The 24634-nt window shown below is 46.5% G+C and carries 24 protein-coding genes and 1 riboswitch; of the genes, 18 read left to right on the forward strand and 6 right to left on the reverse strand.

Annotated elements, in window-relative coordinates; translation table 11 throughout:
• Positions 1-25 precede the first annotated feature (25 nt).
• From WFI24_RS21425 to WFI24_RS21435, 3 genes are all read right to left on the reverse strand, one after another.
• Positions 26-784 (reverse strand): ABC transporter permease, encoded by a 759-nt coding sequence (locus WFI24_RS21425; protein WP_336764042.1) that lies wholly within the window; start codon positions 782-784, stop codon positions 26-28.
• The gene (locus WFI24_RS21430) at positions 784-1074 is read right to left on the reverse strand and encodes a thiamine-binding protein (RefSeq protein WP_017690996.1); all 291 of its coding nucleotides are present in this window, start codon (positions 1072-1074) and stop codon (positions 784-786) included. Before WFI24_RS21430 ends, WFI24_RS21425 begins: the two co-directional genes overlap by 1 nt.
• A gap of 216 nt (positions 1075-1290) precedes the next feature.
• Positions 1291-2331 (reverse strand): ABC transporter substrate-binding protein, encoded by a 1041-nt coding sequence (locus WFI24_RS21435; RefSeq protein ID WP_336764046.1) that lies wholly within the window; start codon positions 2329-2331, stop codon positions 1291-1293.
• Between the two features lie 220 nt (positions 2332-2551).
• Positions 2552-2664: riboswitch (TPP riboswitch) on the reverse strand.
• 435 nt (positions 2665-3099) lie between these two features.
• On the opposite strand from WFI24_RS21435, the gene WFI24_RS21440 reads away from it, so the two are divergent.
• Positions 3100-4500 carry a phospholipase D-like domain-containing protein gene (locus tag WFI24_RS21440; protein ID WP_336764048.1) on the forward strand — a complete coding sequence of 467 codons (1401 nt, stop codon included), beginning with the start codon at positions 3100-3102 and terminating at the stop codon, positions 4498-4500.
• A 128-nt stretch (positions 4501-4628) separates the two neighbouring features.
• Positions 4629-5138 carry a hypothetical protein gene (locus WFI24_RS21445; RefSeq protein ID WP_336764050.1) on the forward strand — a complete coding sequence of 170 codons (510 nt, stop codon included), beginning with the start codon at positions 4629-4631 and terminating at the stop codon, positions 5136-5138.
• Between the two features lie 371 nt (positions 5139-5509).
• On the opposite strand, the gene WFI24_RS21450 is transcribed toward WFI24_RS21445, so the two are convergent.
• Positions 5510-6745 (reverse strand): MFS transporter, encoded by a 1236-nt coding sequence (locus tag WFI24_RS21450; RefSeq protein WP_336764052.1) that lies wholly within the window; start codon positions 6743-6745, stop codon positions 5510-5512.
• Positions 6746-7132: 387 nt separating this feature from the next.
• Here WFI24_RS21450 and serS point away from each other — a divergent pair, with 387 nt between their 5' ends.
• On the forward strand, positions 7133-8431 hold the full coding sequence (gene serS / locus WFI24_RS21455) for a serine--tRNA ligase (protein WP_336764054.1): 1299 nt from the start codon (positions 7133-7135) through the stop codon (positions 8429-8431).
• 66 nt (positions 8432-8497) lie between these two features.
• Here serS and WFI24_RS21460 read toward each other — a convergent pair whose 3' ends face one another.
• Together WFI24_RS21460 and WFI24_RS21465 are read right to left on the reverse strand one after the other, a co-directional pair.
• Positions 8498-9115: a hypothetical protein gene (locus WFI24_RS21460; RefSeq protein ID WP_237177605.1), complete on the reverse strand. Its 618-nt coding sequence runs from the start codon at positions 9113-9115 to the stop codon at positions 8498-8500.
• A gap of 16 nt (positions 9116-9131) precedes the next feature.
• Positions 9132-9335, reverse strand: coding sequence for a hypothetical protein (locus tag WFI24_RS21465; protein ID WP_076253873.1), 204 nt, complete (start codon positions 9333-9335; stop codon positions 9132-9134).
• A 179-nt stretch (positions 9336-9514) separates the two neighbouring features.
• On the opposite strand from WFI24_RS21465, the gene WFI24_RS21470 reads away from it, so the two are divergent.
• The 15 genes from WFI24_RS21470 to WFI24_RS21540 all read left to right on the forward strand — a co-directional run bounded on the left by WFI24_RS21470 (position 9515) and on the right by WFI24_RS21540 (position 24469).
• Positions 9515-10621 (forward strand): Ig-like domain-containing protein, encoded by a 1107-nt coding sequence (locus WFI24_RS21470; RefSeq protein ID WP_336764061.1) that lies wholly within the window; start codon positions 9515-9517, stop codon positions 10619-10621.
• Between the two features lie 371 nt (positions 10622-10992).
• Positions 10993-11544 (forward strand): GrpB family protein, encoded by a 552-nt coding sequence (locus tag WFI24_RS21475; RefSeq protein ID WP_336764063.1) that lies wholly within the window; start codon positions 10993-10995, stop codon positions 11542-11544.
• A gap of 4 nt (positions 11545-11548) precedes the next feature.
• Positions 11549-11959, forward strand: a complete 411-nt coding sequence (locus WFI24_RS21480) for a ribosomal maturation YjgA family protein (protein WP_336764065.1) — start codon at positions 11549-11551, stop codon at positions 11957-11959.
• A gap of 28 nt (positions 11960-11987) precedes the next feature.
• Positions 11988-12545 carry a GNAT family N-acetyltransferase gene (locus WFI24_RS21485; RefSeq protein WP_336764068.1) on the forward strand — a complete coding sequence of 186 codons (558 nt, stop codon included), beginning with the start codon at positions 11988-11990 and terminating at the stop codon, positions 12543-12545.
• Positions 12546-12596: 51 nt separating this feature from the next.
• The gene (locus tag WFI24_RS21490) at positions 12597-12926 is read left to right on the forward strand and encodes a DUF952 domain-containing protein (protein ID WP_221823921.1); all 330 of its coding nucleotides are present in this window, start codon (positions 12597-12599) and stop codon (positions 12924-12926) included.
• 68 nt (positions 12927-12994) lie between these two features.
• Positions 12995-13585, forward strand: a complete 591-nt coding sequence (locus WFI24_RS21495; protein ID WP_336764070.1) for a DUF1572 family protein — start codon at positions 12995-12997, stop codon at positions 13583-13585.
• Positions 13582-14172 carry a histidine phosphatase family protein gene (locus WFI24_RS21500; protein ID WP_336764072.1) on the forward strand — a complete coding sequence of 197 codons (591 nt, stop codon included), beginning with the start codon at positions 13582-13584 and terminating at the stop codon, positions 14170-14172. Before WFI24_RS21495 ends, WFI24_RS21500 begins: the two co-directional genes overlap by 4 nt.
• Before the next feature lie 61 nt (positions 14173-14233).
• Entirely contained in the window at positions 14234-14950 is a 717-nt protein-coding gene (gene pxpB, locus WFI24_RS21505; RefSeq protein WP_336764074.1) for a 5-oxoprolinase subunit PxpB, read from the forward strand.
• Entirely contained in the window at positions 14947-15978 is a 1032-nt protein-coding gene (locus tag WFI24_RS21510) for a biotin-dependent carboxyltransferase family protein (RefSeq protein WP_336764076.1), read from the forward strand. Before pxpB ends, WFI24_RS21510 begins: the two co-directional genes overlap by 4 nt.
• Positions 15978-16751, forward strand: a complete 774-nt coding sequence (locus tag WFI24_RS21515) for a LamB/YcsF family protein (RefSeq protein ID WP_336764078.1) — start codon at positions 15978-15980, stop codon at positions 16749-16751. The genes WFI24_RS21510 and WFI24_RS21515 overlap by 1 nt, the downstream gene beginning before the upstream one ends.
• Positions 16752-16833: 82 nt before the next feature.
• Entirely contained in the window at positions 16834-17292 is a 459-nt protein-coding gene (locus tag WFI24_RS21520) for an NUDIX domain-containing protein (protein ID WP_336764080.1), read from the forward strand.
• Between the two features lie 461 nt (positions 17293-17753).
• Positions 17754-18170, forward strand: a complete 417-nt coding sequence (locus WFI24_RS21525) for a pyridoxamine 5'-phosphate oxidase family protein (RefSeq protein WP_017690978.1) — start codon at positions 17754-17756, stop codon at positions 18168-18170.
• Between the two features lie 478 nt (positions 18171-18648).
• Positions 18649-20922 carry a bifunctional 2',3'-cyclic-nucleotide 2'-phosphodiesterase/3'-nucleotidase gene (locus WFI24_RS21530; protein ID WP_336764084.1) on the forward strand — a complete coding sequence of 758 codons (2274 nt, stop codon included), beginning with the start codon at positions 18649-18651 and terminating at the stop codon, positions 20920-20922.
• A 215-nt stretch (positions 20923-21137) separates the two neighbouring features.
• On the forward strand, positions 21138-22193 hold the full coding sequence (locus WFI24_RS21535) for an EAL domain-containing protein (RefSeq protein WP_336764085.1): 1056 nt from the start codon (positions 21138-21140) through the stop codon (positions 22191-22193).
• Between the two features lie 179 nt (positions 22194-22372).
• Complete coding sequence (locus WFI24_RS21540; protein ID WP_336764087.1) at positions 22373-24469, forward strand: methyl-accepting chemotaxis protein; 2097 nt, start codon at positions 22373-22375, stop codon at positions 24467-24469.
• Positions 24470-24634: the final 165 nt, after the last annotated feature.

Raw genomic sequence — 24634 nt, forward strand, 5'->3', positions numbered from 1 at the left:
TCCTAATATACAGATTACTTCTTTACTATCGCTTCTGTGGCCGCCAGCGCACGAGCAGCTTCTCCAGCAGGGCAATGAATAGGAAGAGCAGCAAGCTGAGCGCGACAATAATCATGATCGCCACGAATAAGCGGTCCGTACGATAAGCCGACTTTTGCAGCATCATATAATAACCAATACCCTTGTCTGCACCAATCCATTCGGCGATGATGGCACCCATCACGCTATAGGTAGCGGCGATTTTGACACCGGAGAACACGGATGGCAGCGCATGGGGGAGCTCCAGCTTCCAGAAGATATGATGACGTTTCGCACCAGCCATGCGCATATAGTTCATCATGGCCGCGTCAGTACGGGTCAAGCCGTCCATAGCCGCCACCGCAACGGGGAAGAAACAGACCAGGATGATCGTAATCAGCTTGGGCAACAGTCCGAATCCGAACCAGATTAACAGGAGCGGCGCGAGTGCGATGGTCGGGATATTTTGACTAAGAATAAGTAAAGGGTACAGGGCTGACTTGAGAAAAGGGACCAAATGCAGCATCATCGCAATCAGTAATCCGACCGCTGTGCCAGCCGCGAATCCAATCAGCGTTAACTGAATAGTTGCGGAAGCGTGCATGCCAAGCCGTTCGGCCTGAGTTGCCGCTTCGCGGGCGATGTCGGACGGTGCAGGCAGCATCCATTTCTCAATATGGAAGAGGGAGACGGCTCCCTGCCATATCGCTATAAAGAGAATAACCGCCACAATGGGCGGCCATACACTTTTGAAATAGGCATGCATTAGCGATACTTCTCCGTCAGGGTATCCATGCTGAAGCCAGTAGGGCTATGGGCGATTTTGATCTGGGAGATGATGCTTGGACTGCCAGCCTCCACAAGTACCTCGTGCATTTTACGGACAACCTCCAGCAGTTCCTCCAATTCACCTTCCATCGTTGTGTCGAGTGCGTTCACCTGATATTTCAGGCCGGATTGCTGAATAACTTCAATGGCGCGATCTACGTAAGGATAAGAGTTCTCGCCATTTGGCGTTTTGGGAATAACTTGAATGCTAAGCAGTGTGCTTGCCATGATAGATCACGGCTCCTTTCGTGATAAATTGCATGAATTGAACCAGGTTTACACTTATCACTCCGATTGCAGTACCCTCTTCCGATCGCTGTTATCCCCAGATTTCTTGAATCCATTTTCAATGGGGAAATCCGGAGATAAAGGCGAACACTTTGTTTCTTCAGATGGGTTCTGCACTCTTCGTTCTTGTGTAAAAAAGTTAAACTTAAGCAATTTTTATTGGGGTAAAAACTCGTTTGTATATGCCTTGCTCACATCGATCTGTTCATCCAGCAGTTTTTTGCTAAACATCCAGTCGGTGTAATTCTGCCACACTTCCTGTTTTTGTTCTCCCCAGCGTGGGGCGTCATCTGTGTACTTTGGACTAAGCCATTTCTGGCTTGCCAGTACGAGGTCTTTATCCAGATCCGGTACGGCCTTGATCAGAATGTTGGCTGCGTCTTCGGGATGATCAATCGCATATTGATACCCTTCTGAGGTGGCTTTCAGGAATGCTTTCACCAACTCAGGGTCGTTTTGGATCGTTTGCTCGTTGGTTACGAGGACAGGCGTGTAGTAATCTAATGCTTCTGAATAATCCTTCACATATAACATGTTGATCGGTTCCCCGCGCAGTTCGGCTTCAATACCCGTCCAGGCGTAGAAAATCCACGCAAAATCAATATCCCGTTTTACTGCGGTGAAAAAGTCAGCGTCACCCATGTTAATGTTTTTCACTTTCGATACATCGGCTCCGTCGCCTTCCATAATGGATTGCATCACGGCTTCTTCCACAGGGGAACCCCAACCGCCATAGGTTTTACCTTCAAAATCTTTCGGTGATTTGATATTCCGATCCGCCGGAGCAGCGAACCCGGATGTATTATGCTGAATAACTGCTGCGATGGAGACCAATGGAACACCCTGTGTGCGGGCTTGAGTTACACTCTCCTGATAACTTACGCCAAAAGGCACTTCATTGGAGGCAACCATTGTATCTGCGCCACCGGCACCTGGTTGTACAATCTCCACGTTCAAGCCTTCGGCCTTGTAAAAACCTTGATCTACAGCCGCATACAGGCCGGTATGATTCGTATTTGGTGTCCAATCGAGCACCACTTTAATATCTTTGAGGGCGGCAGTGTCACCTTCGTTGCTGCTTTCCGTATTTGTGTTGCCGTTCTGCCCAGCTGGGGCAGCTTCTTTGCCACCACATGCGGCTACAGTCACCATAAGCACGCACAAGAGCAACAATCCCATCGTTTTACGCCATTTCATTTGTGGTTCTCTCCTTCGGTATGTCCGGCCGATTGGCACGGGGTACTCCTTGGCTTCATATCCAATCATCTTGCATAAATCGACAGATTTATACCAGTTGAGATCTGGATAACGTCACTTTTTTAGCTCTCTGGCTATATAAAAGAACATTAAAAAAGCGCCCCGTATTCCGGGACGCGTGCAGGCGTTAGAGAGGTGGCGTTCAGCCATAGGGCTGTGCCATTTCGATATACTCCGATTCCTACGCTGGCATGATCCAGATCAGGTCTAAGGGTTAGTATCTTGGTGGGATACACTCTCAGCCGGCCAATTCCGACTCCCCTGGGAAACTATGAAGTTACGGGCATTACTAGGTGTAATTATAGGCCAGCGGGTGGAACGTGTCCAGTCAGGAACTGGATGGGGACACGTATGAACTTATCAAACAGGTCGTTATACATATGTATATCAGCCTGTTTAGATGTGTTATTTTCAATAATTATCGTGGCGAATCATATAAGGCAATCTGGCTGAGTGCAAAAGCATCGGATAGTGGGCCATAGCCTAAGTGCTGAAGATCTGGAAGGCTCCCCACAAATACTTGGATCAAATCCGATGTTTGATATCTCGTCGCATCAGGGCTACTTTCCCTATTTCAGCGATCAGCTTTTGATCGTTTGACCTTGCCCGGAGACGCTAGCTTCATTTAAACAACATAATTTAGATACAAAAGGAGATAGTACTGCTATACAAATAATTACTTTTTACATAAAAATGGGGGCGTACTGAATGATCCTTAAAACCATATTCGCAATTATTCTGTCCTATTGTGTCTACGTTTTTTTCACAGCTTACCTTTTATTTTTAGTTCCGTCTCCATCTACTATTGAAAATACGGATATGCAAAAATTGTTAACAGCAGGAAGTACGACAGATCGCGTACTGCTCTTGGAGGACGGCTTTCAATCCGGTCAGGTGAGAATCCAGACCATTCGAGAGGCGAAAACAAGCATCGACCTGGCTTATTACTCCATCCAAAAAGGAAAAACATCTCAACTCTTTTTTGCTGCTTTATTCGATGCGGCTGATCGGGGTGTTCATGTTCGAATCATTTTAGACGGGATTTTTCACAACATGCGCGGAGAATTGCGTGATATTCCAGATGCCATTGCAGCTCACCCCAATGTGGAGTTAAGGTATTATGAACCACTCAACATAGTTATGCCATGGACATGGCATAACCGTCTGCATGACAAGATCTTTCTTGTCGACAACACATATGGCATCATTGGCGGCCAAAATATTGGTGATAGATACATGGCATTGCAACCCAAAAAAGACTATGTATTCGATCGGGATGTCCTTGTTTACAATCCAAACCATAATAAAAACAGCACGGTTGTTGAAATGAAAAAATATATAGATCGGTTATGGGAACATCCATTCACCAAACCAGAAAAACATGCCAAACGTCAGCATCATACAAAGGGGTTACAAGAGCTGGCTCAGCTGGCTGAGTTATATAAAAAAGCTCAGGCTGAGAGCGATCCTTTTGTTAAAGTGTTGCCGAAGGAATGGGCTCAAGGGGCTCTTCGTTCCGACCACGTCGCTTTCATTCACAATCCAATCCAGAGGCTGTATAAAGACCCGACCATGTGGAGAGCATTTGTTCATTTCGCCAATCAAGCAAAGTCGAAAGTGTACCTTCAGACGCCATATGCCATTCCTACCAAGAAAATGAAGAAAGCCGTACATCTGTCGATGAATCCAAAAGCAGAATGGGTCATGTTAACCAATTCAATCCAGCAGACCCCTAACCCTTTGGCTTTCGCGGGATACTTAAGCTCTAAGAAACGGTTGCTTGATACCAATCTGGCCATTTATGAATACCAAGGCCCTTATTCCATACACGGCAAATCATTTGTCATGGATGATTACCTCAGCATGGTTGGTTCGTATAACCTTGATCCCAGATCCGCCTTTCTAAATACCGAATCTGCTGTGGTCATTTCTGGTTCTGCATTCGCCAACGAACTAACAGAAGCTATGGATATCAAACGTACACTTAGTACACGTGTGAATAAAGGTGAGCAACTAGCAGAATCTACGAATCAGAAAGGCTCTGTTTTCAAACGAATGGCAATCACAGCTTTATCCAAACTGTCTTTTCTCTGGAGATTTCTGTTGTAGGAAAGAACCAGCTATTAGATATAGCTACTTCCATAAATTTTAATTTGGAAAAATCAGATTTGTTCACAGAATGTTCACTTATGTGGAGGGTTTCCTCATCTCTATAATTACGAAGGTAAACAGAGAGGATGAGAGAATTGCCAACAAGCAAGAAGGAACAAATTATTTTCGGATTAATGATGTGTACAGGAATGGTTGTCGTCATGATGACATTCAATTTATGGCACAGTGGGTTACTCGGTAAGATGTCCCCGCTTGAGATACTGCTTCAATTCATATTATGTTTTGTCATCGCGTTTGTGGTAGAGTCCTTCATTGTCGGACCTATAGCGAGAAAGATTGCTTTTTCCTTACCCTTTGACAAGTCCAACAAAATTCTGGGTGTACTCGGCATGTCATTTTTTATGGTGATTGGCATGGTTCTGATCATGTCCTTGTATGGGATGGTTTCAGCATATCTCGCTGATCAATTAAGTGGGTCATCCGTATTCCGTACGTATCTCCATACCATTGCTCGTAACTTCAGCCTGGCGCTGCCATATCAATTGATCATTTTGGGACCCCTCGTCCGATATGTATTCGGTAAATTCATCAAAGGCAATGGCCCTGTAGTGCCTGTCGTTAACAAAAGTGTTTGATTCGGTTGGCCATAAGTATTTCCTGGGCAATCTTGTGCAAATGAATAGAGCGAATTCTTTCCCTTGATTTAAGGTGATCAGAGGCAAAGATGGGGCACTTGCCGCCATGATTACAGCGCTAACGAATCGAGAACATCTTATTAGGCCAGTTTTTAGGGAATAAAAAATCTAACGAATCTCAGCGGCGTTATTATGCTAAAAAACTGCAACGAGACCTTGAATTTGAGATAATTATCTATAATAACGTGTGTTAGATTTGTTAGAACAGAGTAACGCTACAAAAAAATGCCCACCGTCAGGTCATGACAGTAGACATCTCGATTTCTTTAATAGGTATATCTAATCCTCAGGACTGGATCGACACATAACTGTTAAGTCGCAGAATTCGCTATATGTTTGTTCTGCCATTGATACGTGATTACGCTAATGACAAGCAGGCCAACTGCAAAAATGGCAAGCATCCATGCAGACTGATTAACCGCCAGATGATCAAGACTCCATCCCGTAGTCAAAGGCAGAATGGCACCGCCAACCCCACCTGAGGCAATCAAAATGCTGGGTGTGGATTCTTCTGTTCCGGGCAGCAGTTTACTGGCAAAGACAAGGGCAATGGAGAATATCCCTGACATCGCAAGTCCAAGCAGTAAGATGATGAGAAATGCAGACCAGATTTGGTTTGTAAATGGAAATACCATTAACAAAAGAACAGATGCAAGACAACTGTACAGAACATAGACGCGGTATTGGAATTTCTCTGCGATATACCCGGCGAAGAGTCTTCCCACGGACATGGCAATCCAGAAACAGGTGACACTAAGCGCTGCTCCGGCTTCCTTCATGTTCATTTTCTCAATCAGGATCGCCGGCATGAAGTTCGCAAGACTCATTTCTGTGCCAACATAGAGGAAGAAGAACAGGACGAATAATACCAGAAGAGTCCTGTTACGGCCACGATAGGTTGGACTGGATGTACTTGCAGATGCGGGATGCATCTCACCCGATGTTCCAGCAGAGTGCGTATTTACGGAAGCATGATTTGAACTCTGTCGCTCCAGAAACTTATCGAGTTCACCGAATGATCCTTTTGCCCAGAAAACAAAGGTCAGCGCTGCGCAGATCGCAACAACGAGAAAGGAGAGACGCCAGTATCCGGCAGCAATGAGACCACTGGCAACGAGCGGCATGACCATCGCCCCGATTCCGAATAACACTTCCAGTCGACTCATGGCAACGGCTGTATTGTCTTTGATTGCCGCAATGATAATGGTGCCAATAACAGCTTCAACCATTCCGAATCCAAAGCCGGCAGCGGGTGCAATGACGAACATCCAGCCCCATGATGGCAGCAGCATATAGGATAATTCTGCAATACAGAGCAACGCTGTGGCGATTAACAGGCCTCCCCGTTTACCAAAGCGTCTGTTCAGCCATGGAGATAACAATACACCACCCAGGAATCCGGCAAATTGAGCAAAGATCAGCGTTCCGCCTTGGCTATAATCTTTGCCATAATGTTCAAGTGCAACCGGCAGAATGGAACCGAGCACAACGTGGGCAAGTCCAATCAGGAAATAGGATAGACATCCGATCCAAAGTAATTTTTTCATAAAGAACTCCTTCTACTTATATACATAAATTGAGGATCACAATAAAGCGCAATCTTGAAGACAAAGTCTATCATAACAGGACATGTTAAGTTGTGCCATGAATTCCTGATCGATACAGAAGGTTGCAATTAGGTCCGGCGTTCGTATATACTGAGACCAACAATTACAGATCGGACCATGCCGTTGAAGAGCATCCAACTCGGAGGCGTTTTCGCCAGGGGAGCGATATTTCCCCAAGTTAACCGGAACCGCCCGTTATCGCGGACCAAGAGGCTGGAAGCAGGATATCCTGATTCAGCAAGTTGGGTGGCACCGCGAGCAGAGCGCTCCTCGTCCCAAGGGATGAGGGCGCTCTTTGTATTTTTACAGCCAAAGGAGACGGTGACCATGTTGGAAATGAAATGGATTCGGGCACATGCAGAAGAGGTTCAGACCGCAGCAGACGGGAAAAAAATCAAGATCAACATTCGCACATTGTTAGAGCGGGATGAAGAACGTAGAGCACTTTTGCAGGAAATTGAAGAAGGTCGCAGGTTGCGCAATACGTTATCTGCTGATATTGGCAGGCTAATGCAAGCCGGGAATCGGGAACAGGCTGAAGGATTGCGGGCTCAGGTGAAACAGATCAATGAACAGTTGGAACAAATGGAAGCGAAGCTTGCCCCTGTACAGGAGGAAGTAACCAGGCTGCAATGGCTGGTACCCAATATCGTATCACCGGATACCCCCAATGGCTCGTCGGACGCGGATAATGTAGAGCTGCGACGTGTGGGAGAGGTGCCAAGGTTCGAGTATAATACCAAAGATCACGTGGAACTTGGGGAGTTGCATGATCTGATCGATATTCCTCGTGGAGTTAAGATCGGCGGTACGCGAAGTTATGTATTAAAAGGTGCTGGCCTGTTATTACATCGGGCAGTACAGCAACTTGCCCTGGATCTGTTGCTGAAGCACGGGTTTACACCGATGGAGGTTCCGCTGATGGTCAGGGAGGAAGCACTGGTGAACACCGGATTCTTCCCAACCGGTCGAGATCAGGTCTATGAACTTGAAGGGGAGAACAAGTGGCTGGTGGGAACTTCTGAAGTGCCGCTGGTCTCGTATTATGCGGATGAGATTGTCGATGTTCAAGAGCCTGTGAAGATGGCCGCGGTATCGACATGTTTCCGCAGTGAGGTTGGCTCCGGCGGACGTGATGTACGCGGATTGTATCGTGTGCACCAATTTGCCAAAGTTGAGCAGGTCATTCTCTGTGCCCCTGATGCGGAAGAATCGGAACGCATGCTGCAAGAGATTACGGGACACGCCGAAGAATTGCTGCAATTACTGGAACTTCCTTATCGTGTTGTCGCTGTATGTACCGGAGATATGTCGCAGAAAACGTACAAACAGTATGACATCGAGACCTGGATGCCGAGTCGCGGTGCATATGGAGAAACACATTCGTCGTCGAATCTGCATGATTTTCAGGCGCGCCGTTCGAATATTCGTTGCCTCGATGCCGAAGACAAGTTGGCCTATTGTCACACGCTAAATAATACGGCGGTGGCATCGCCGCGTATCCTGATTCCGTTGCTTGAGAATCATCAGCAGGAGGATGGAAGCATTCACATTCCGGCAGCCCTGCGGCCCTATATGGGCGGGGCCGAGAGCTTGATTTTGCCAGAGCAGGATGCAGTGAAGTAGAGAAGATAGGTAACGCTTTAGGAAGTGAAGAATCAGCAAAGGAACCCCTTGACCAGGGTTCCTTCTCTAGTTAAACATATGATCTGTTACCCACTGGTACTCTTGCTCAAGTCGAGCTGCCAATTTGGGACCTTCTTCGGCTGCAACTTTTCTCATGTATGTTAAATCAATCGTATCAAATTGACTGTAAATCAGGTAACGTGCCCACTCCAAGCTTCGGGCATCTGTCCAGTACTCGGAGGCTCTCAATCGATCCAAAATAAGGTCGTCTATTCCAATTACGTAACAGTAGCCTTCAGGTGTTAATAATTTGATAATCTTGTCTTTTGAACCTTCCAGTGTATCAGAAGGTATTTCGATAGGGATGTCCATTTCGGAGACATAATAATGTCTTCCTTCGTGAACGAAACCCAGATGATCAAATAAACTTCGGGCCAAATCATCTCTGATCATGACCAGATCAACATCAGCTGTCTTGTAACTTCCAGAAGTGTATAGTTCAACAGCATGTCCTCCAACAATAATGGCTGGATCTGCATCTAATTCATCAAGAATAGGAGTAATAATACCCATCACATAGAACTCTTTTAAATCACTTTTGGTCACATCAGCTGCAAGTTCCTTCAATTTTCGTTTAGCCCATTTAATTCTTTCCTGCATTTCTGGTGTTTGAATACGTTCCATGGTTCACCTATATTCTTTAACGCAGCTTCCATTCACGCTCGTTAATGATTTCAATTTGTCCAGATTCAAGGGCTTTTTTGAAACGATTGCGGGCTGTTTTCATCAATAGAACCATTTCGTCTTCAGGACGAATCTTGGTGGATGTCGAAGTGACGATAGCTTTCATACGTTTACGGTTATTTTTAGGTGAAACCATATCAAGCAAATTCTTTTCGATCATACATATCCCACCCCATTTTTTAGGTTTATTAAAACAGTATTACGCGACCTTCCCATATTATACAATGAAAATCATGAATTGTTCCAAGACTCCCACTTAAGTTATTCAACTTTATGCAATTCGTATCCGATATAATATAATAGAAGTAAAATATTGGATTATGGGAGATGGATATTGAAATGAATAGAATCAAACTGGCGCTTCGAGGCACACTTGCTCTAATGATTGCATTGACCGTACTGGTCCCTTCGTTGGCCTTGGCGGCTACTGGTGACGTGACAACGATTGAAATAACCAATAGCAGCCCGCAGAAAATGAGTGTCTCCGAAACAGCTGCACTCCAGGTGATGGCAACGGTTGAAGGTTTTGATAACAAGCAGGATGTTACCCAAGGCGTGACTTGGTCCACCAGTAATGCAGCAGTCGCGACGATGGTGAAAGGCAAAGTCAAGGCTGTGGCCGCGGGCGAAGCAACGATTTTTGCAGAAGTAGACGGGGCTAAAGCCCAATTGGTTGTGCAAGTGCAGGAGAAGATCAAAAGCATCAAAGCTTCACCGAAATCCTACAGTTTTGTTAAAGGCAGTGAAAGCACCCTTCCCAAAGTAAGCATTACACGTGCGAATGGCAAGGAAGAGGATGTGACTTCTGAGATTGTGTGGTCCGTATCCACTTCTTCGGCTGTCCTGGAAAACGGTAAAATCAAAGGCGTTACACCCGGCAGAGTATTGCTGCAAGGCAAGTATGGATCAACGATTGTGAAAGTCCCGGTTGCTGTGACGGACGAGATTACCAAAGTTGAGGTCACTCCTGCCACAATGCAGCTGAACATCAAGAAGTCCAAGGCGTTGAAGGTCATCGGCACCTACGCGAATGGCAAAACCATTAACCTTTCGAAACAAGTGATATGGACCTCTTCCAACACAAATGTAGCTATCGTGAAAAATGGAGCCGTTAAGACGCTGACCGAGGGACAAGCCACCTTGACAGGAACTTATCAAAATCAGACAATAAAGGCAGAGGTTACCGTTGTACCTTTGCTCAAAAAGTTGATTACAGGCCAGAAAAAACTTGTTTTGTCCCCACAGGGAAGTACAACGCTGAGTCTGATGGCCCAGTATGATACGGGCAAAACCACTGTTGTGACCAACAGTGCGGTGTGGAGCAGCACAAAGCCGGGCGTAGCGACAGTAACTAATGGTAAGATCGTGGCTGTAGGAAAAGGCAAAACGTCTATCACGGCCAAGTGGGGCAACAAAAAAGTGACGATCCCTGTGACGGTAAAATAAATATTTATATAATGAAGTGCTTGCATCAATTCAAAGATAAAATCAGTACATGACACGTTAATATCATCAAGGTAACAGACAACTAGGGGCGTAGACATACGCTCCTTTTTGGATATATAGAAATATGTATCTGAAATGCCTTCTGCTTTAACAACTATATAAGGGGATTGGATGGGATGAATATGAAAGCTTCGATTATAAGCTCAGACGCTAACTCTTGATCTGACTTACCTGAAATATCTTTTTCTATCCCTAAGTTCCATACTTACATTTCAACGGAGCACTACGATTGAGCGCATGAAGCAAAGCACCTATGAAAAATACAGAGAAGGTTACCATTTAAAATGTCATGGTGAAGAGGAGGTTCCTGAATGAAAGATCCATTGCAACCGGAAAATTGGCCTGCCTGGGCGACAGAGTCGGTAGAGATTGCTCCGGCCAACCCCAATTGGGATGCGCAGGCTCAGGATGAAATCGGCCAACTCAAACGTCTTCTACAGCTGTTTAATATCCATCAATTCGAACATATCGGAAGTACATCGATTCCAGGGTTACCCGCCAAACCCATCATTGATCTGATGGCAGAGGTACAGTCATGGGACGACATGAATCTGATTGCGGATCAGCTGAATCCGGTGGGCTGGAATTACGTTCTGCCTGAACTGGATGGACGGGAGTACAGACGATTCTGGGTCAGGGTTAAGGATGGCAAGAGAGCTGTACACCTTCATCTTATGCGCCCGGGAGAAGAACGCTGGGATCGTCAAATTCGGTTTCGCGATGTGCTGAGAAAACGCCCAGATCTGGTGGAAGCTTACGCCGTCCTGAAGACAAAGCTTGCTGATGAGAACAAGGAAGATAGGGAATCGTATACCGCTGCCAAAACGCAATTTATTTTACAAGTGCTTGATGAAGGCGTGTGATTGATTGAAAAGCGTACTACTTATCAGAGACAGGCTGATCTATTTCTTCGCAGTCATGATGACCATGGCGGCAGGACTCGCATCCAGACACTTTCGTGAACGATTGCCGGGTTGGGTGCATGAACATTTCGGGGATGCATGTTGGGCGGGCATGATTTATTTCGGAGTACGCATGGTGTGGCCTCATCGCAGCTTGGTATGGGCGATGTGTTTGAGCTGTGTATTCAGCTGGATGATTGAGTTCTCACAGTTGATTCAGACGCCTTGGCTGATTGAGATACGCTCTACCGTATTAGGTGCTCTTATTTTGGGACATGGGTTTCTGGTGATCGATCTGATTCGATATACGGTTGGTATTCTGTGCATGGTTATGATAGATCGTTATTTCCTGAGAAATAAGATGGCTGGATCATGAACTCAAGTGAATCATGGAGGTGTGCTGTATGAATGTAGAAAAACTTTTTGACGAATCGCCCGAATTCGAAACACAGCGGTTAAAGCTGAGGCGGCTTGCGATGGATGATCTCGATGAATATTATGCGTTTGCCTCTGATCCGCGAGTGAGTCAACAAAGCTTGTGGAACTGCCATGAGACGGTGGAGGATTCAATTCAATATATTCAGCGGGTACTGGATAATTATGAACGGCAAACGGTACATATCTGGGCTTTTATTTTGAAGGAAACAGGGACCTTGATCGGCAGGGGTGGCGTCTTTCATCTCAACGAACCCATGCAGAGTGCCGAATTAGGGTACGCGATAGCCAGTAGTCAATGGGGTAAGGGCCTCGCAGCAGAAGCGATGCAACCCATCGTGAATTATTGCTTTGGGGAACTGGACTGCAATCGGCTGGAAGGGAAATGTAATGCAGGCAACATAGGCTCTGCACGCGTAATGGAGAAGCTGGGCATGTCGTACGAAGGTTTGCTACGCAAACAGTTGAAGATCAAAGGTGTATTTACGGATCAAAAATTGTACTCCCGTATCCGGGATGATCTATAATACTTCCAATGACACATAGGGTACATCGCAGAAATTGAAGGAGGCGGAACCATGATCTATAGTATTATTTCCCGTTCGTTGTGGGAGCAAGTGTCAAAGGGGAGTGAGTATGCACCAGATAGCCTGGAGACGGACGGATTCATTCATTGCTCCACCAAGGAACAGATCCCATGGGTAGCCGGGCAATATTATGCAGGCCGCACGGATCTGTTATTACTCAGTATTGATGAGAAGGCGTTGAAGCCGGAACTGGTATATGAGGATCTCTACGAATTGAATGAACTATTTCCACATATCTATGGAGAACTCAATCTGGATGCGGTTCGTAAAGCCATTCCATTTGAACCGAATGCAGACGGCACATTCTCATTTCCTGAATAAATAACATGTGACGCTTCTGTTTGAACATGATCAGGGGTCATATTACTTTTCCGAAGGGTGGTTAACGGATGGATATGAATCAGGTTTTTCTGGAGACAGCGGAGAAGCAATTTCTGTATTACAAGCAGCTCGGGGAAAAAGCCATGGCACAACTGGATTCCGAGCAATTGTTTCAATCTTGGAATGAAGACGCGAACAGCATTGCGGTAATCGTAAAACATCTATGGGGCAATATGCTGTCCCGTTGGACGGATGTACTGACAACAGATGGTGAGAAACCGTGGCGTGAACGGGACGCCGAGTTCGTGAATGATATTTCTTCCCGGGAAGAGTTGCTCTCCAAATGGGAGGAAGGCTGGAATTGTCTACTCGAATCCATTCGTTCATTTACCCCGGAACAATTGTCTCATATCATATATATTCGGAATGAAGGTCATACCGTCATGGAGGCTATTATTCGTCAATTGGCGCATTATCCGTATCATGTTGGGCAGATTGTATTTGCCGCGAAAATGCTTAAAGAAACAGCTTGGGACAGTCTCTCCATTCCGAGAAACGGCTCTTCTCAATATAATGGCGGCAAATTTGCCAAGCCGAAGGCACGTAAACATTTTACAGAAGATGAACTTCATATAGAAAAAGGTGAGGAACAACAATGACTCAAATTGCATTGATCCGCCATGGAAGCACAGCGTGGAATAAGGAAAAACGTTCGCAGGGACAGACGGATAATCCGCTGGATCAGGATGGCAGGGAACAGGCAGTATTGCTTGCTGCGAGACTGGCCGAAGAATCCTGGGATGCCATCTATGCAAGTGACTTGGAACGTGCAAGTGAGACGGCTCGCATCATTGGTGATCGCTTGGGCATTCAGGAGATTCATCTGGACCCTAGACTTCGTGAGATGGGCGGAGGACAGGTCGAAGGAACAACGGAAGAGGAACGTATAGCCAAGTGGGGAGCGGACTGGAGTACCCTGGATCTGGGACGTGAGCTTGCAGATGCAGGGACTGTTCGAGGCAGTGCGGTGCTTGAAGATATTGTACAGCAGCACCCCGATGGAAGAGTGATTGTGGTCAGTCACGGAGCCGTCCTGCGGAATACACTGAGAGGTCTGGTGCCTGAACTGGATATCAGCGTGAAGCTGTCCAACACATCCATAACCCGGATTGCAAAGAATAAGAATACGTGGCAATGCGAACTGTACAATTGCAGCGTGCATTTGAATTCGTCCAGGGAGTCTTAATAGATGGATGCTCTGACGTTAAAACACTAGCAAACTTTGTGGACAAAAGGGGAGATGGCGTATGACCGAATTGACGTATGCATGGACCGAGGAGATCCTATCTCCGCTGGGTGAGGCAGCAGTTATCATCCAGTGCGGAGATCATTTGTCTGACGCTGTGCAGCGCAGAGTGATGTCTGTATGTGCTTTGCTGGAAAAAAGCACTTTGCCAGCCATGATCGAATGGGTGCCTTCATATACGTCCGTTACAGTATTTTATGATCCGTTCATCTCCCCGTACCCCGAGTTATGCCGGATTCTGCTTCAGCAGTTGAATCAAATGAAGGAATCCGTACAAGACAAGTCCAGAACGGTCACGATTCCCGTATGTTATGGTGGCGAGTGGGGGCCTGATCTGGACTACGTTGCCAGTGAACATGGACTGACCGCAGAGGACGTTATTGCGATTCATACATCCGGGGATTATCTCGTACATATGATAGGATTCGCACCGGGTTTTCCGTATCTCGGCGGGTTGTCTGCACAGATTGCTACGCCCAGACGTGCAACGCCAAGGCTTCGGGTTGAGGCGGGTACAGTAGGAATTGGTGGCAAACAGACGGGAATCTATCCGGTGGACACACCCGGAGGATGGCAATGTATTGGACGAACGCCACTCCGGTTGTTTCGGCCGGAAGAGAACGTACCGAGTCTGCTGGCAGCAGGTGATCGGGTTCGATTCAAACAGATTACGATGCAGGACTATCTGGCGTTGAAGCGGAAGGAGGGCGAACGATGAGTATAGAAGTGATTCGCCCTGGTCTATTAACTACCGTTCAGGATGAAGGCAGAACCGGTTATCGCCGGTATGGTATTCATCCTGGCGGGGGCATGGACACCTTTGCAGCCAGAGCAGCCAATATGCTTGTGGGCAACTCCCGACATGCGGCAGTGCTGGAGATGACGATGACGGGGCCAGAGCTTCGATTTCAGGAGAGCCAGCTAGTCTCATTATGTGGAGCTGATCTGACGGCAACCGTGGATCATCTGCCTGTACCTTTGTGGCGTCCTGTGCTAGTGCGGGCTGGAAGTGTACTGAAATTTGGCCCATGTCGTCATGGTTTGCGTGGATATCTGGCGATTGCGGGTGGAATAGCTGTGCCTGAAGTGATGGGCAGTCGAAGTACTGACCTTAAGACAGGTCTTGGCGGTATGGATGGGCGAGCCTTGCGCGTGGGCGATCTGTTATCCATAGGTGAACCTTCTGGTGAAGCGCAAGGTTGGATGCAGCGTATGGAGCAGCAGGTAAAGGAGAGTGAGCGGGACCAACGAATATTGGCGCCTGCGTGGCTTTTATCTGAACGTGAAAGACCTGACTATTATGGGCAACCTGTTATTCGTGTGATGGAGAGCAAGGATAGTTCGCTGTTCAGCCAAGAGAGTCTTGCACAATTCTATGCGGAAAAATACGTGATTTCTCCACAATCCGATCGGATGGGCTATCGCTTGCAAGGCTCCATACTGGAGCTGGATCAGCCCCTGGATCGGCTGTCTGAAGCCGTTACCTATGGCACGGTGCAGGTGCCACCGGATGGTCAGCCCATCATCTTGATGGCAGATCATCAGACGATTGGAGGTTATCCTGTCATTGCACAGGTAGCTCGGGTGGATATGCCAATCTTGGCTCAGGCTAGGCCAGGAACCCAAATTTCTTTTAAAAAGATTACGCATGATCAAGCCGGACAGTTGTATATGGAACAGGAAATCAATATGCAACTCATAGATAAGCTGATACGCAGAAGAATGGCAGGAATGGAGGGCGCTTAATGAATACCTCGAAAACCTTGGATATCAATTGTGATCTGGGCGAAAGTTATGGTATATATCGCACGCTATCGGACGAGGCCATTCTACCCTTGATTACATCAGCCAATATTGCCTGTGGATTTCATGCAGGAGACCCGGCTACAATGCGGCTGACGGTGGAGAGGGCATTGGAGCATCAGGTGGCAATTGGAGCCCACCCCGGGTTGCCGGATTTGCAAGGGTTTGGCAGAAGACGAATGGAGATTACGCCAAGGGAAGCATATGACATGGTGGTATATCAGATGGGTGCGCTGGATGCCTTTGTCCGTGCAAGTGGAGGGCGCATGCATCACGTGAAACCGCACGGTGCCTTATACAATATGGCCGCAGAAGATGCGAAGCTTGCTGAAGCCATCGCGGAGGCGATCTATCAAGTACAGCCCGAACTGTATCTGTATGGCCTCGCGGGCAGTGAGCTGATTCATTCTGCGAATCGCATCGGTCTGCGCAGTGTGAGCGAAGTATTTGCGGATCGAACCTATGGGGCGGATGGAAAGTTAACTCCTCGCAGCCAAGCCGGAGCCCTCATTGAAGAATCGGGACAAGCGATTGCTCAAGTGCTTCGGATGGTGAAAGAAGGCGTGGTTATATCCACGGATGGTACACTGGTTCCCATTAAGGCAGAGACGGTATGTATCCACGGTGACGGTTCGAACGCTCTCGCATTTGCGCAAGAGATTCGTCGCGTGTTGGAATCGGAAGGGGTTAGGCTGTCCGCGCAAACAGCTGGATAAACATCTTCAGCAGAACGACAGCTTACATTGTTTTGTTAAATTGAACTGTGAAACTTGGAAAGACAAGGAGTGAATGAACAGAATGAAACCCATACGAAACTCGGCGAAGGCCGTCATTGTGCAGGATGCACGATTGCTGGTCATCCGGCTGGAAGATCAATATGGTACAGCTTATGTGTTCCCAGGTGGGGGGCAGGAGAAGGGTGAAGAACTCAAGGATGCGGTCGCACGCGAATGTCTGGAGGAGATTGGTCAGGCCGTGAACGTGGGAGAGCTGTTACATATCCGGGAGTATATCGGTAAAAATCATGAATTCGCCGAGTGGGATGCAGATATCCACCAGGTTGAATTTTATTTTGCGTGCAGCCTGATAGATCCGGAGGCAACTGTTTTTGAAGGCTCCAATCCAGACGACCACCAAGTCGCTGTGGAATGGATTGCACTTGAAGAGCTGTCCCAGATTCGTCTATATCCAAAAACCATTGGCGAATTGCTTCTTAAATCAGGCTCTTCTTCAATCTATCTTGGAGATCTGAATTAAATTAGCCATGAAGAAATATCGTGCTAGCCCCTTTATGTAAACACTTTTATAAATAGCATTTCCAATTTTGTCACGTTTGCGTATCGGTTCATGGATTCACCATAGGTGAGGTGGGTACACTATAAGTACAGGCTTATTACACCTAACGTAAGTTGACTGTACTTATACACAGCAACGGAGCGGATAAAACCTAAAGAAACGAAACCTGCAAAGTTAAGTACAGGTTTCTGTTTGAACTTTAGCTTACCCACTCCTCAAATTGGGAGAACAGTAGACGTAGTGGAGGGGACGGAATCGATTCTGAGGAAGCGAAGCGTTCGCCTTTATCAACGGATTTTCCCTTTGAGAAAAGGGAATCAGAAAAATCCGGGGATAACAGCGATCCAAAGAACGATCCGTACCCGGAACGGCCGCCTACACAGTCCTTCCAACATTCCCTCAAACCGAAAGGAGCACTTCCCATGAACCAGACTGAATTGGAACAAAACATTGTAAAAGCATTGGAAAACAATCCCTTTTGCAGCTTCTCCACTGTGGAGAACGGTAAACCAAAATCCCGTTATATGGCGCTTTTCAACGATGGACTGAACATTCATCTGGCAACGAATCGCCGCACACACAAAGTAGAAGAGCTGGAGAATAATCCGAATGTTAGCCTTCTACTCGGTTATGAGGCTGGTGGCTCCAAGGAAGTAGTTGAGATCGAAGGAACCTGTGAAGTGACGAAGAACGAGGGCTTGCGTGAGCAAGTATGGAACGACGAACTGAAGGCATGGTTCGATGGACCTAACGATCCGAACTATGTCATTCTGGACATCACACCGGCTCGTATTGAATACACAGGGAAAGACCACGAACACCACGTTTGGGAACAATAATTCGAATATGAAAATAACCTTTGCGAAGTAGCGTCCGTACGCGGAAATACGCGCAGAGTTCAATCCAACCGTGAAAGCCATGAAGGCTTCACGGTTTTTGTTATGGATGAATAATGCTGAATTGGACATCGATGTAAGGCATATGTAATATACGTATTTTAAAACAAATAAGCACTATATACCTACTAAAATATTGAAAAAAATGTCGAAATCACGCATGATATTGTAAACTCGGTCCGGTATGTGCGGGTAATGTAAAAAATAATGCTTTTCAATGGCTGAACATTGCGTTATGATTTGGAATGTAAACGACAAGCACAGACATAAATAGATGTTCATGTGAGATAAACTTACCTGAAGTTCCGATGCATGCCATCTGAGCGTCAGTACGCACAACCCATGAAATCTATCTTTTTTCTGCGCCTGTTCGTTTGCCCATTCATGCATGATTCAATGTACATAACCGGGAGGGGTTATTTTGAAAACGAGTAAAAAAGTATTATCAAGCCTGACTGCCGCTTTGGTTGCATTAAACGTGCTTGCGGTATTTCCGGTACCTGTATCGGCTGCGGATGCTGCCAAAGTGAAGCTGCGGATCATGGAAACCACAGACATTCATACCAACCTGGTTAACTATGACTACTATTCCGACAAAGAGACAGACCAGTATGGACTCGCCAAAACAGCTACACTGATTAAGAAAGCCCGTGATGAGGCGAAGAACAGCCTGCTGTTTGATAACGGGGATCTGATTCAGGGAAATCCGCTGGGAGACTACTCTGCGAAGATTGATCCACTGAAAAAGGGTGAGACTCACCCTGTATATAAAGCGATGAATCTGCTCGATTATGATGCAGGTAACATCGGTAACCATGAATTCAACTATGGTCTGGACTTTCTGGACATGACGCTGGAGGGAGCGAACTTCCCTTACATTAATGCCAATGTCTATGTAGACGATGGTGATGATGTTGAGACGAATGATAAGAACTATTTCACACCTTATGAGATTTTGGACAAAAAAGTAACGGATGAGACTGGCAAGGAACATACGATCAAAGTGGGTGTGATCGGATTTGTACCGCCACAAATCATGCAGTGGGACAGCGCTAACCTTGAAGGCAAAGTAATCGCCAAGGATATTATTGCTACCGCGAAAAAATTCATTCCGAAAATGAAAGCCGAAGGTGCCGACATTATTGTAGCGATCCCTCACTCCGGATTTGAGGATATTCCTCAAACGGATCTGATGGAGAACTCCGTATTGTACCTGAGCCAGGTAGAAGGCATTAATGCCATTTTATTTGGACATGCTCACAAAGTATTCCCAAGTGCTGATTTTGCCGGCAAAAAAGGGGTAGACCTTGAGAAAGGTACAATTAATGGCGTTCCTGCTGTAGAGCCAGGGTTCTGGGGTGATCATCTTGGTATCATCGACCTGGATCTGGAGCTGGTTGATGGCAAATGGAAAGTGGTAGATTCCAAAACGGAAGCACGCCCAATCTATGACACAGCCAACAAAAAGCCACTGGTAGATGCGGATCAGGACATCATTGATGCGGTTCATGAAGAGCATGAAGGTACATTGGAGTATGTTCGTGGCCCGGTGGGCGAAACGACTGCACCTATCAACAGCTTCTTCGCTCTGGTACAGGATGATCCATCCATTCAGATCGTAACGAATGCACAGAAATGGTATGTCGAAAAACATATGCAAGGTACGGAATATGAGAAAATCCCTGTATTGTCCGCAGGTGCACCATTCAAAGCCGGTGGACGTTCAGGCGCTTCGTATTACACGAATATCCCTAAAGGCACCATTGCGATCAAAAACGTTGCTGACCTGTACGTATATCCAAATACGGTACATGCTGTAATGGTTAACGGCGCAGAACTGAAAGAATGGCTGGAATGGTCTGCAGGCCAGTTCAACCAGATCGACCCGGCTAAAGGTGGACAACAACAACTGATCAACAACGACTTCCCAACGTACAACTTCGATGTTATCGATGGTGTAACGTATCAGATTGATGTGACCCAACCAGCCAAATACGATAGCAAAGCTACGATTGTTAATGCATCCGCAAGCCGGATCAAGGACCTGAGCTTTAATGGCAAACCGATTGACCCAGCGCAAAAATTCATTGTAGCGACGAATAACTACCGTGCTTCTTCGTCCAAGCTGGCTAACCCGGACGGTAAACGTATCGTTCTGGCTGCACCGGATGAGAACCGTCAAGTGATCATCGACTACATCCGTGAGAATAAAACGATTAATCCGGCAGCGGACGGCAACTGGTCCCTGGCGCCAATTAAGCCATCTGCTGGGTTAACCGCAGCAGCGCTGAACGATCTTGAAGTTGTGTTTGCTTCTTCCCCGGATGCAAAAGATCTGGTTGAAGCAAACCCGGCGATGTCTTTCATTGGTACAAATGATGATGGTTTTGCTGAATACGGCATGAAATTGACTGGAGAAGCAACAACAACTCCGAAACCAGGTACGGAGCCTGCTCCTACGCCTACAAAGCCAACTAAACCTACGGAGCCGACTACTCCAACCAAACCAACGACCAAGCCACAGCCTGAGAAACCAGCGGGCGGCAAAGTGGTATATGTAGTGAAAAAAGGCGATAACTTGTACCGTATCGGCTTAAAATATGGTGTGGACTGGCGCAAGATTGCTACATTTAACGTAATTCCAGATGTGCATAACCTCAAAGTTGGGCAGAAAATCGTGATTCCCGCTTCATAATTTTAATAAGCGGTGAGGAGGAGACCGACAGTCATCAGACTGTCGGTCTTTTTTTCTGCAAATTTGAATATATTTGTTCCAATAACCGTCATACAGGAAGTCATCAAAACAGTAGAGATTAATTTCAAGACCCATGATATAATATTTACAAACTTTGGGTATATACAAGTGAACATTAATGAACATGGAATCATAAATTGGCAAGGGGGTCCTACATGAATTGCAGTGGCTGCAGTCCAATCTATCCTATAGAGGGTCAAGGTACCTTGTACCTGCGTCCCAATTCCCCCGCTTTGCTGGAAGCGCTGCAAACGCCGGGAAGACATATCGAAACGTCAGATGACATGATGTGGATGCATTTCTCGAATCTTGAGGCGGTTCAGAGCTTGATCGAGGAGATTGTGCAAATGGAGCCAACGTTAACTCACTCCCTAACCGTTCAGATTATGCCTTTATACGAAAAGGCCAGCAATGAAAGCTGGATCAGTTTAAGCATGCAGCAATCTCGTTTCAAACATGCCGATCTGGTTACCATTATTTTGGAGCATCAATTCAGCAGTCATATGCAGCCCATCGTTGATGCATCGGAGCAAATTATTGGCTATGAGTTTTTACTTCGTCCGTCTGATCATGGAAAATCCTTCAGTTCCTATGAATTATTTGAAGTTGCGCGAGCGACCGGGTTACATTCTTTTCTGGATCGAACTGCGCGTATTACTGCCATTGAGACCAGTGCCCATTTTCTGCCGCAAGGTGTTAAACGCTTCGTGAATTTCCTGCCTTCCTCCATATATAACCCCGAATATTGTCTGACACATACGTTTGAAGCGATTGAACGTCTTTCGCTTGACCCTAAAGATTTTGTGTTTGAAGTCGTGGAAACAGAGCAGATACAGCATATGTCCATCTTGCAGCATATCTTTGAGGTGTATCGATCCCGTGGAATGTCCGTTGCACTAGATGATGTAGGTGCTGGATATTCGACAATAGAGTTGATGAATCGGTTAGAACCGGATTTTGTCAAAATAGATCGAAGTCTTATTGACCGTTGCGATCAGGATTCGACCAAACAACAGAAAATTCTTCGTATTGTTGAGATGTCGAGTCGATTTGGAGGTCAAGTACTTGCAGAGGGGATCGAGCGAATGGAAGAGTTTGAATTCTGCCGTTCTATAGGTATTGAGCTTGCACAAGGCTACTATTTCGGTAAACCTTCGGCACAACCCCCAGATGGCCCGTATTCCAACACGCTGCCTAGTTTCATTGAATAAAAACAGCAACCTGTACAGTGTACAAGTCACTTCTGATCAGAAGTGGCTTGTTTGGTGTGTCTGCACTTTTTTCTCTCAAATAAATACTCTCCATTAGCCGATATATAAGATAAGCCTTGTAGATTGATCCATACATACAAAGAAAGAGGCCGTTTTTACATTTAGAGGGGGAGAAAGCAATGAGTGAAGCTCAGGATAATAAAATAGTGAAAGCAGCAAAACCCGCCAAACCCAAACAAAATAAAAATAAAAAGAAGAATAAAAAGAAAGGTTTCGTCTGGAATATAAGGAACAAACTATTGGTCTCTTTCCTGGCAGTTCTGCTCCTGCCAAGTCTGGCCATAGGCTTGATCACACTAACGATGGCTGAAGATGGCGTACAAGGACAATTAGTAGACAGCGCCCAGCAAAGTGTGAACACGGCCAATACCATTGTAGAAAGCCAAGTGAATTACAAGATCCATGACATTAACTATTTTGCGGATGCTCTTGATTCAGCCCTCATTAAAGGAGAGAACGATAGTCCTGAGATTCAGGTGAAACTGGAGCAATATCTGGGCTTGCATCCGGATGCCATGAATATTTTTGTGGGAACGACAGATGGAGTTATGGTTCGAGGTAAAGCAACAGCGAGCAGCACGCGGGGAGATGCGTATGATCCAAGGGAGCGGGAGTGGTACAAACTTGCGATGGAGAAGCCAGGTGCACCCGTCGTGTCAGCTGTATCCGTTAATACGGACGGCGTTGCCGTTGTATTTATCTCCAAAACATTAAAGGACCAATCCGGTGTGGTCGGTTTGTCTCTGGATCTGACAGATCTGCAAGAGCAGGCATCCATTAAGGTGGGTAAAGAAGGCTACGTCATGATTATGGATGCGAACAAAAATTATGTCGTATCCCCTGTAGTAGATGCAGGTACGCCGGAAACGAGTGGTTTGCTGGATGAGATGTATGAAGGTCCAGAAGGTCAATTCGATTACGTGTTCAACGATCAGCCGAAGATGATGATTTTCTCAACAAATGAAGCAACAGGCTGGAAAATTGGCGGCACGATGTTCAAGAGTGAAATAACTGATGCGAGTAAGGATATTCGGATGGCTACATTTATAGTTATTCTTGCGGCCACGTTCCTTACGCTCATCTTTATTATCTGGTTCACACGTTCCATGCTGCGTCCAATCAAGCGTCTGCAGGAATCAGCCAGAGCTGTAAGTAAAGGTGATCTGACCGTGAAAATGGAAACGGGTCGTAAAGATGAAGTCGGTGATCTGGCGAAGTATTTCGAGCGTATGGTTGATAACCTGCGGATGATGATTCTCGGTGTACAGGAGACGACAGAGCAAGTATCTGCTTCTTCACAAGAATTGACTGCTAGTGCAGAACAAACGACCAAAGCGATTGAACATTCAACGCTAGCCATTCAGGAACTGGCTGAAGGTGCAGAGCAGCAGGTGAACAGTGTGAGAGACGGATCTGCACAGATGAGCCGAATGGCAGAAGATGTTCGGATGATGTCGGAGCGTGTGCAGTCGATCACAGCGAATATGCGTAATACGTCCGGAGCGGCTTCTTCGGGGAATGAGGCAGCAGGACAGGCTGTTGTGCAGATGAACAGTATTCAGGAAACGGTGGAACAGCTCGGAACGGTAGTCCAGTCTCTGAATGCTCGTTCGGTTGAGATCGGCAGTATGGTTGATGTTATCGCATCAATCTCCAAACAAACCAACTTGCTCGCATTGAATGCGTCCATTGAAGCGGCAAGAGCGGGGGATGCGGGGCGTGGATTTGCTGTCGTAGCAGGAGAGGTGCGTAAGCTCGCAGAAGAATCCGGAAGCTCGGCAGGACAGATCGGTGAGCTGGTACACAATATCCGTCAGGACATGGATGCTGCTCTTATCGCCATGAATGCGGCTCAGACTCGGGTGGGAGAAGGTATTCAAGCTGTGAATACATCAGGACAATCGTTTGCCCAGATTCGGGAGGCGGTGGAAGATGCTGTTCATACATTGGATGACTTGTCCGAAACAACGAAGCAGCTGGAGAACGGTGCATCCCATGTTGCCAAGGCGATGAGCGACATTTCCAATGTGACCCAGGAATCGGCTGCGAATACAGAATCCGTGTCTGCATCTTCGCAAGAACAACTGGCATCGGTAGAAGAGATTGCATCATCCTCAGCACATCTGAACAGCATGGCAGAACAATTACAAGGACTGCTCGGCATGTTCAAGATGGTGGAGGATACACCGAAGGATAAGGGTAGCGATAAATCCTGATATGGGGACAGCGAAACCTACTACAGTTTATATAAAAATAAAGATAGACATTGCTCCTGCAGCCCTGTATAAATATATCGTCTGGTTCTTCCGCACATCGTGCGGTGTAATCTTTCAATATAATGATTGAATGAACGATAGAATATATTGAGACAGGGTACAGCA

The sequence above is a fragment of the Paenibacillus sp. USHLN196 genome (genome assembly GCF_037144955.1).
In the GTDB taxonomy this organism is placed as follows: Bacteria; Bacillota; Bacilli; order Paenibacillales; family Paenibacillaceae; genus Paenibacillus; species Paenibacillus xylanexedens_C.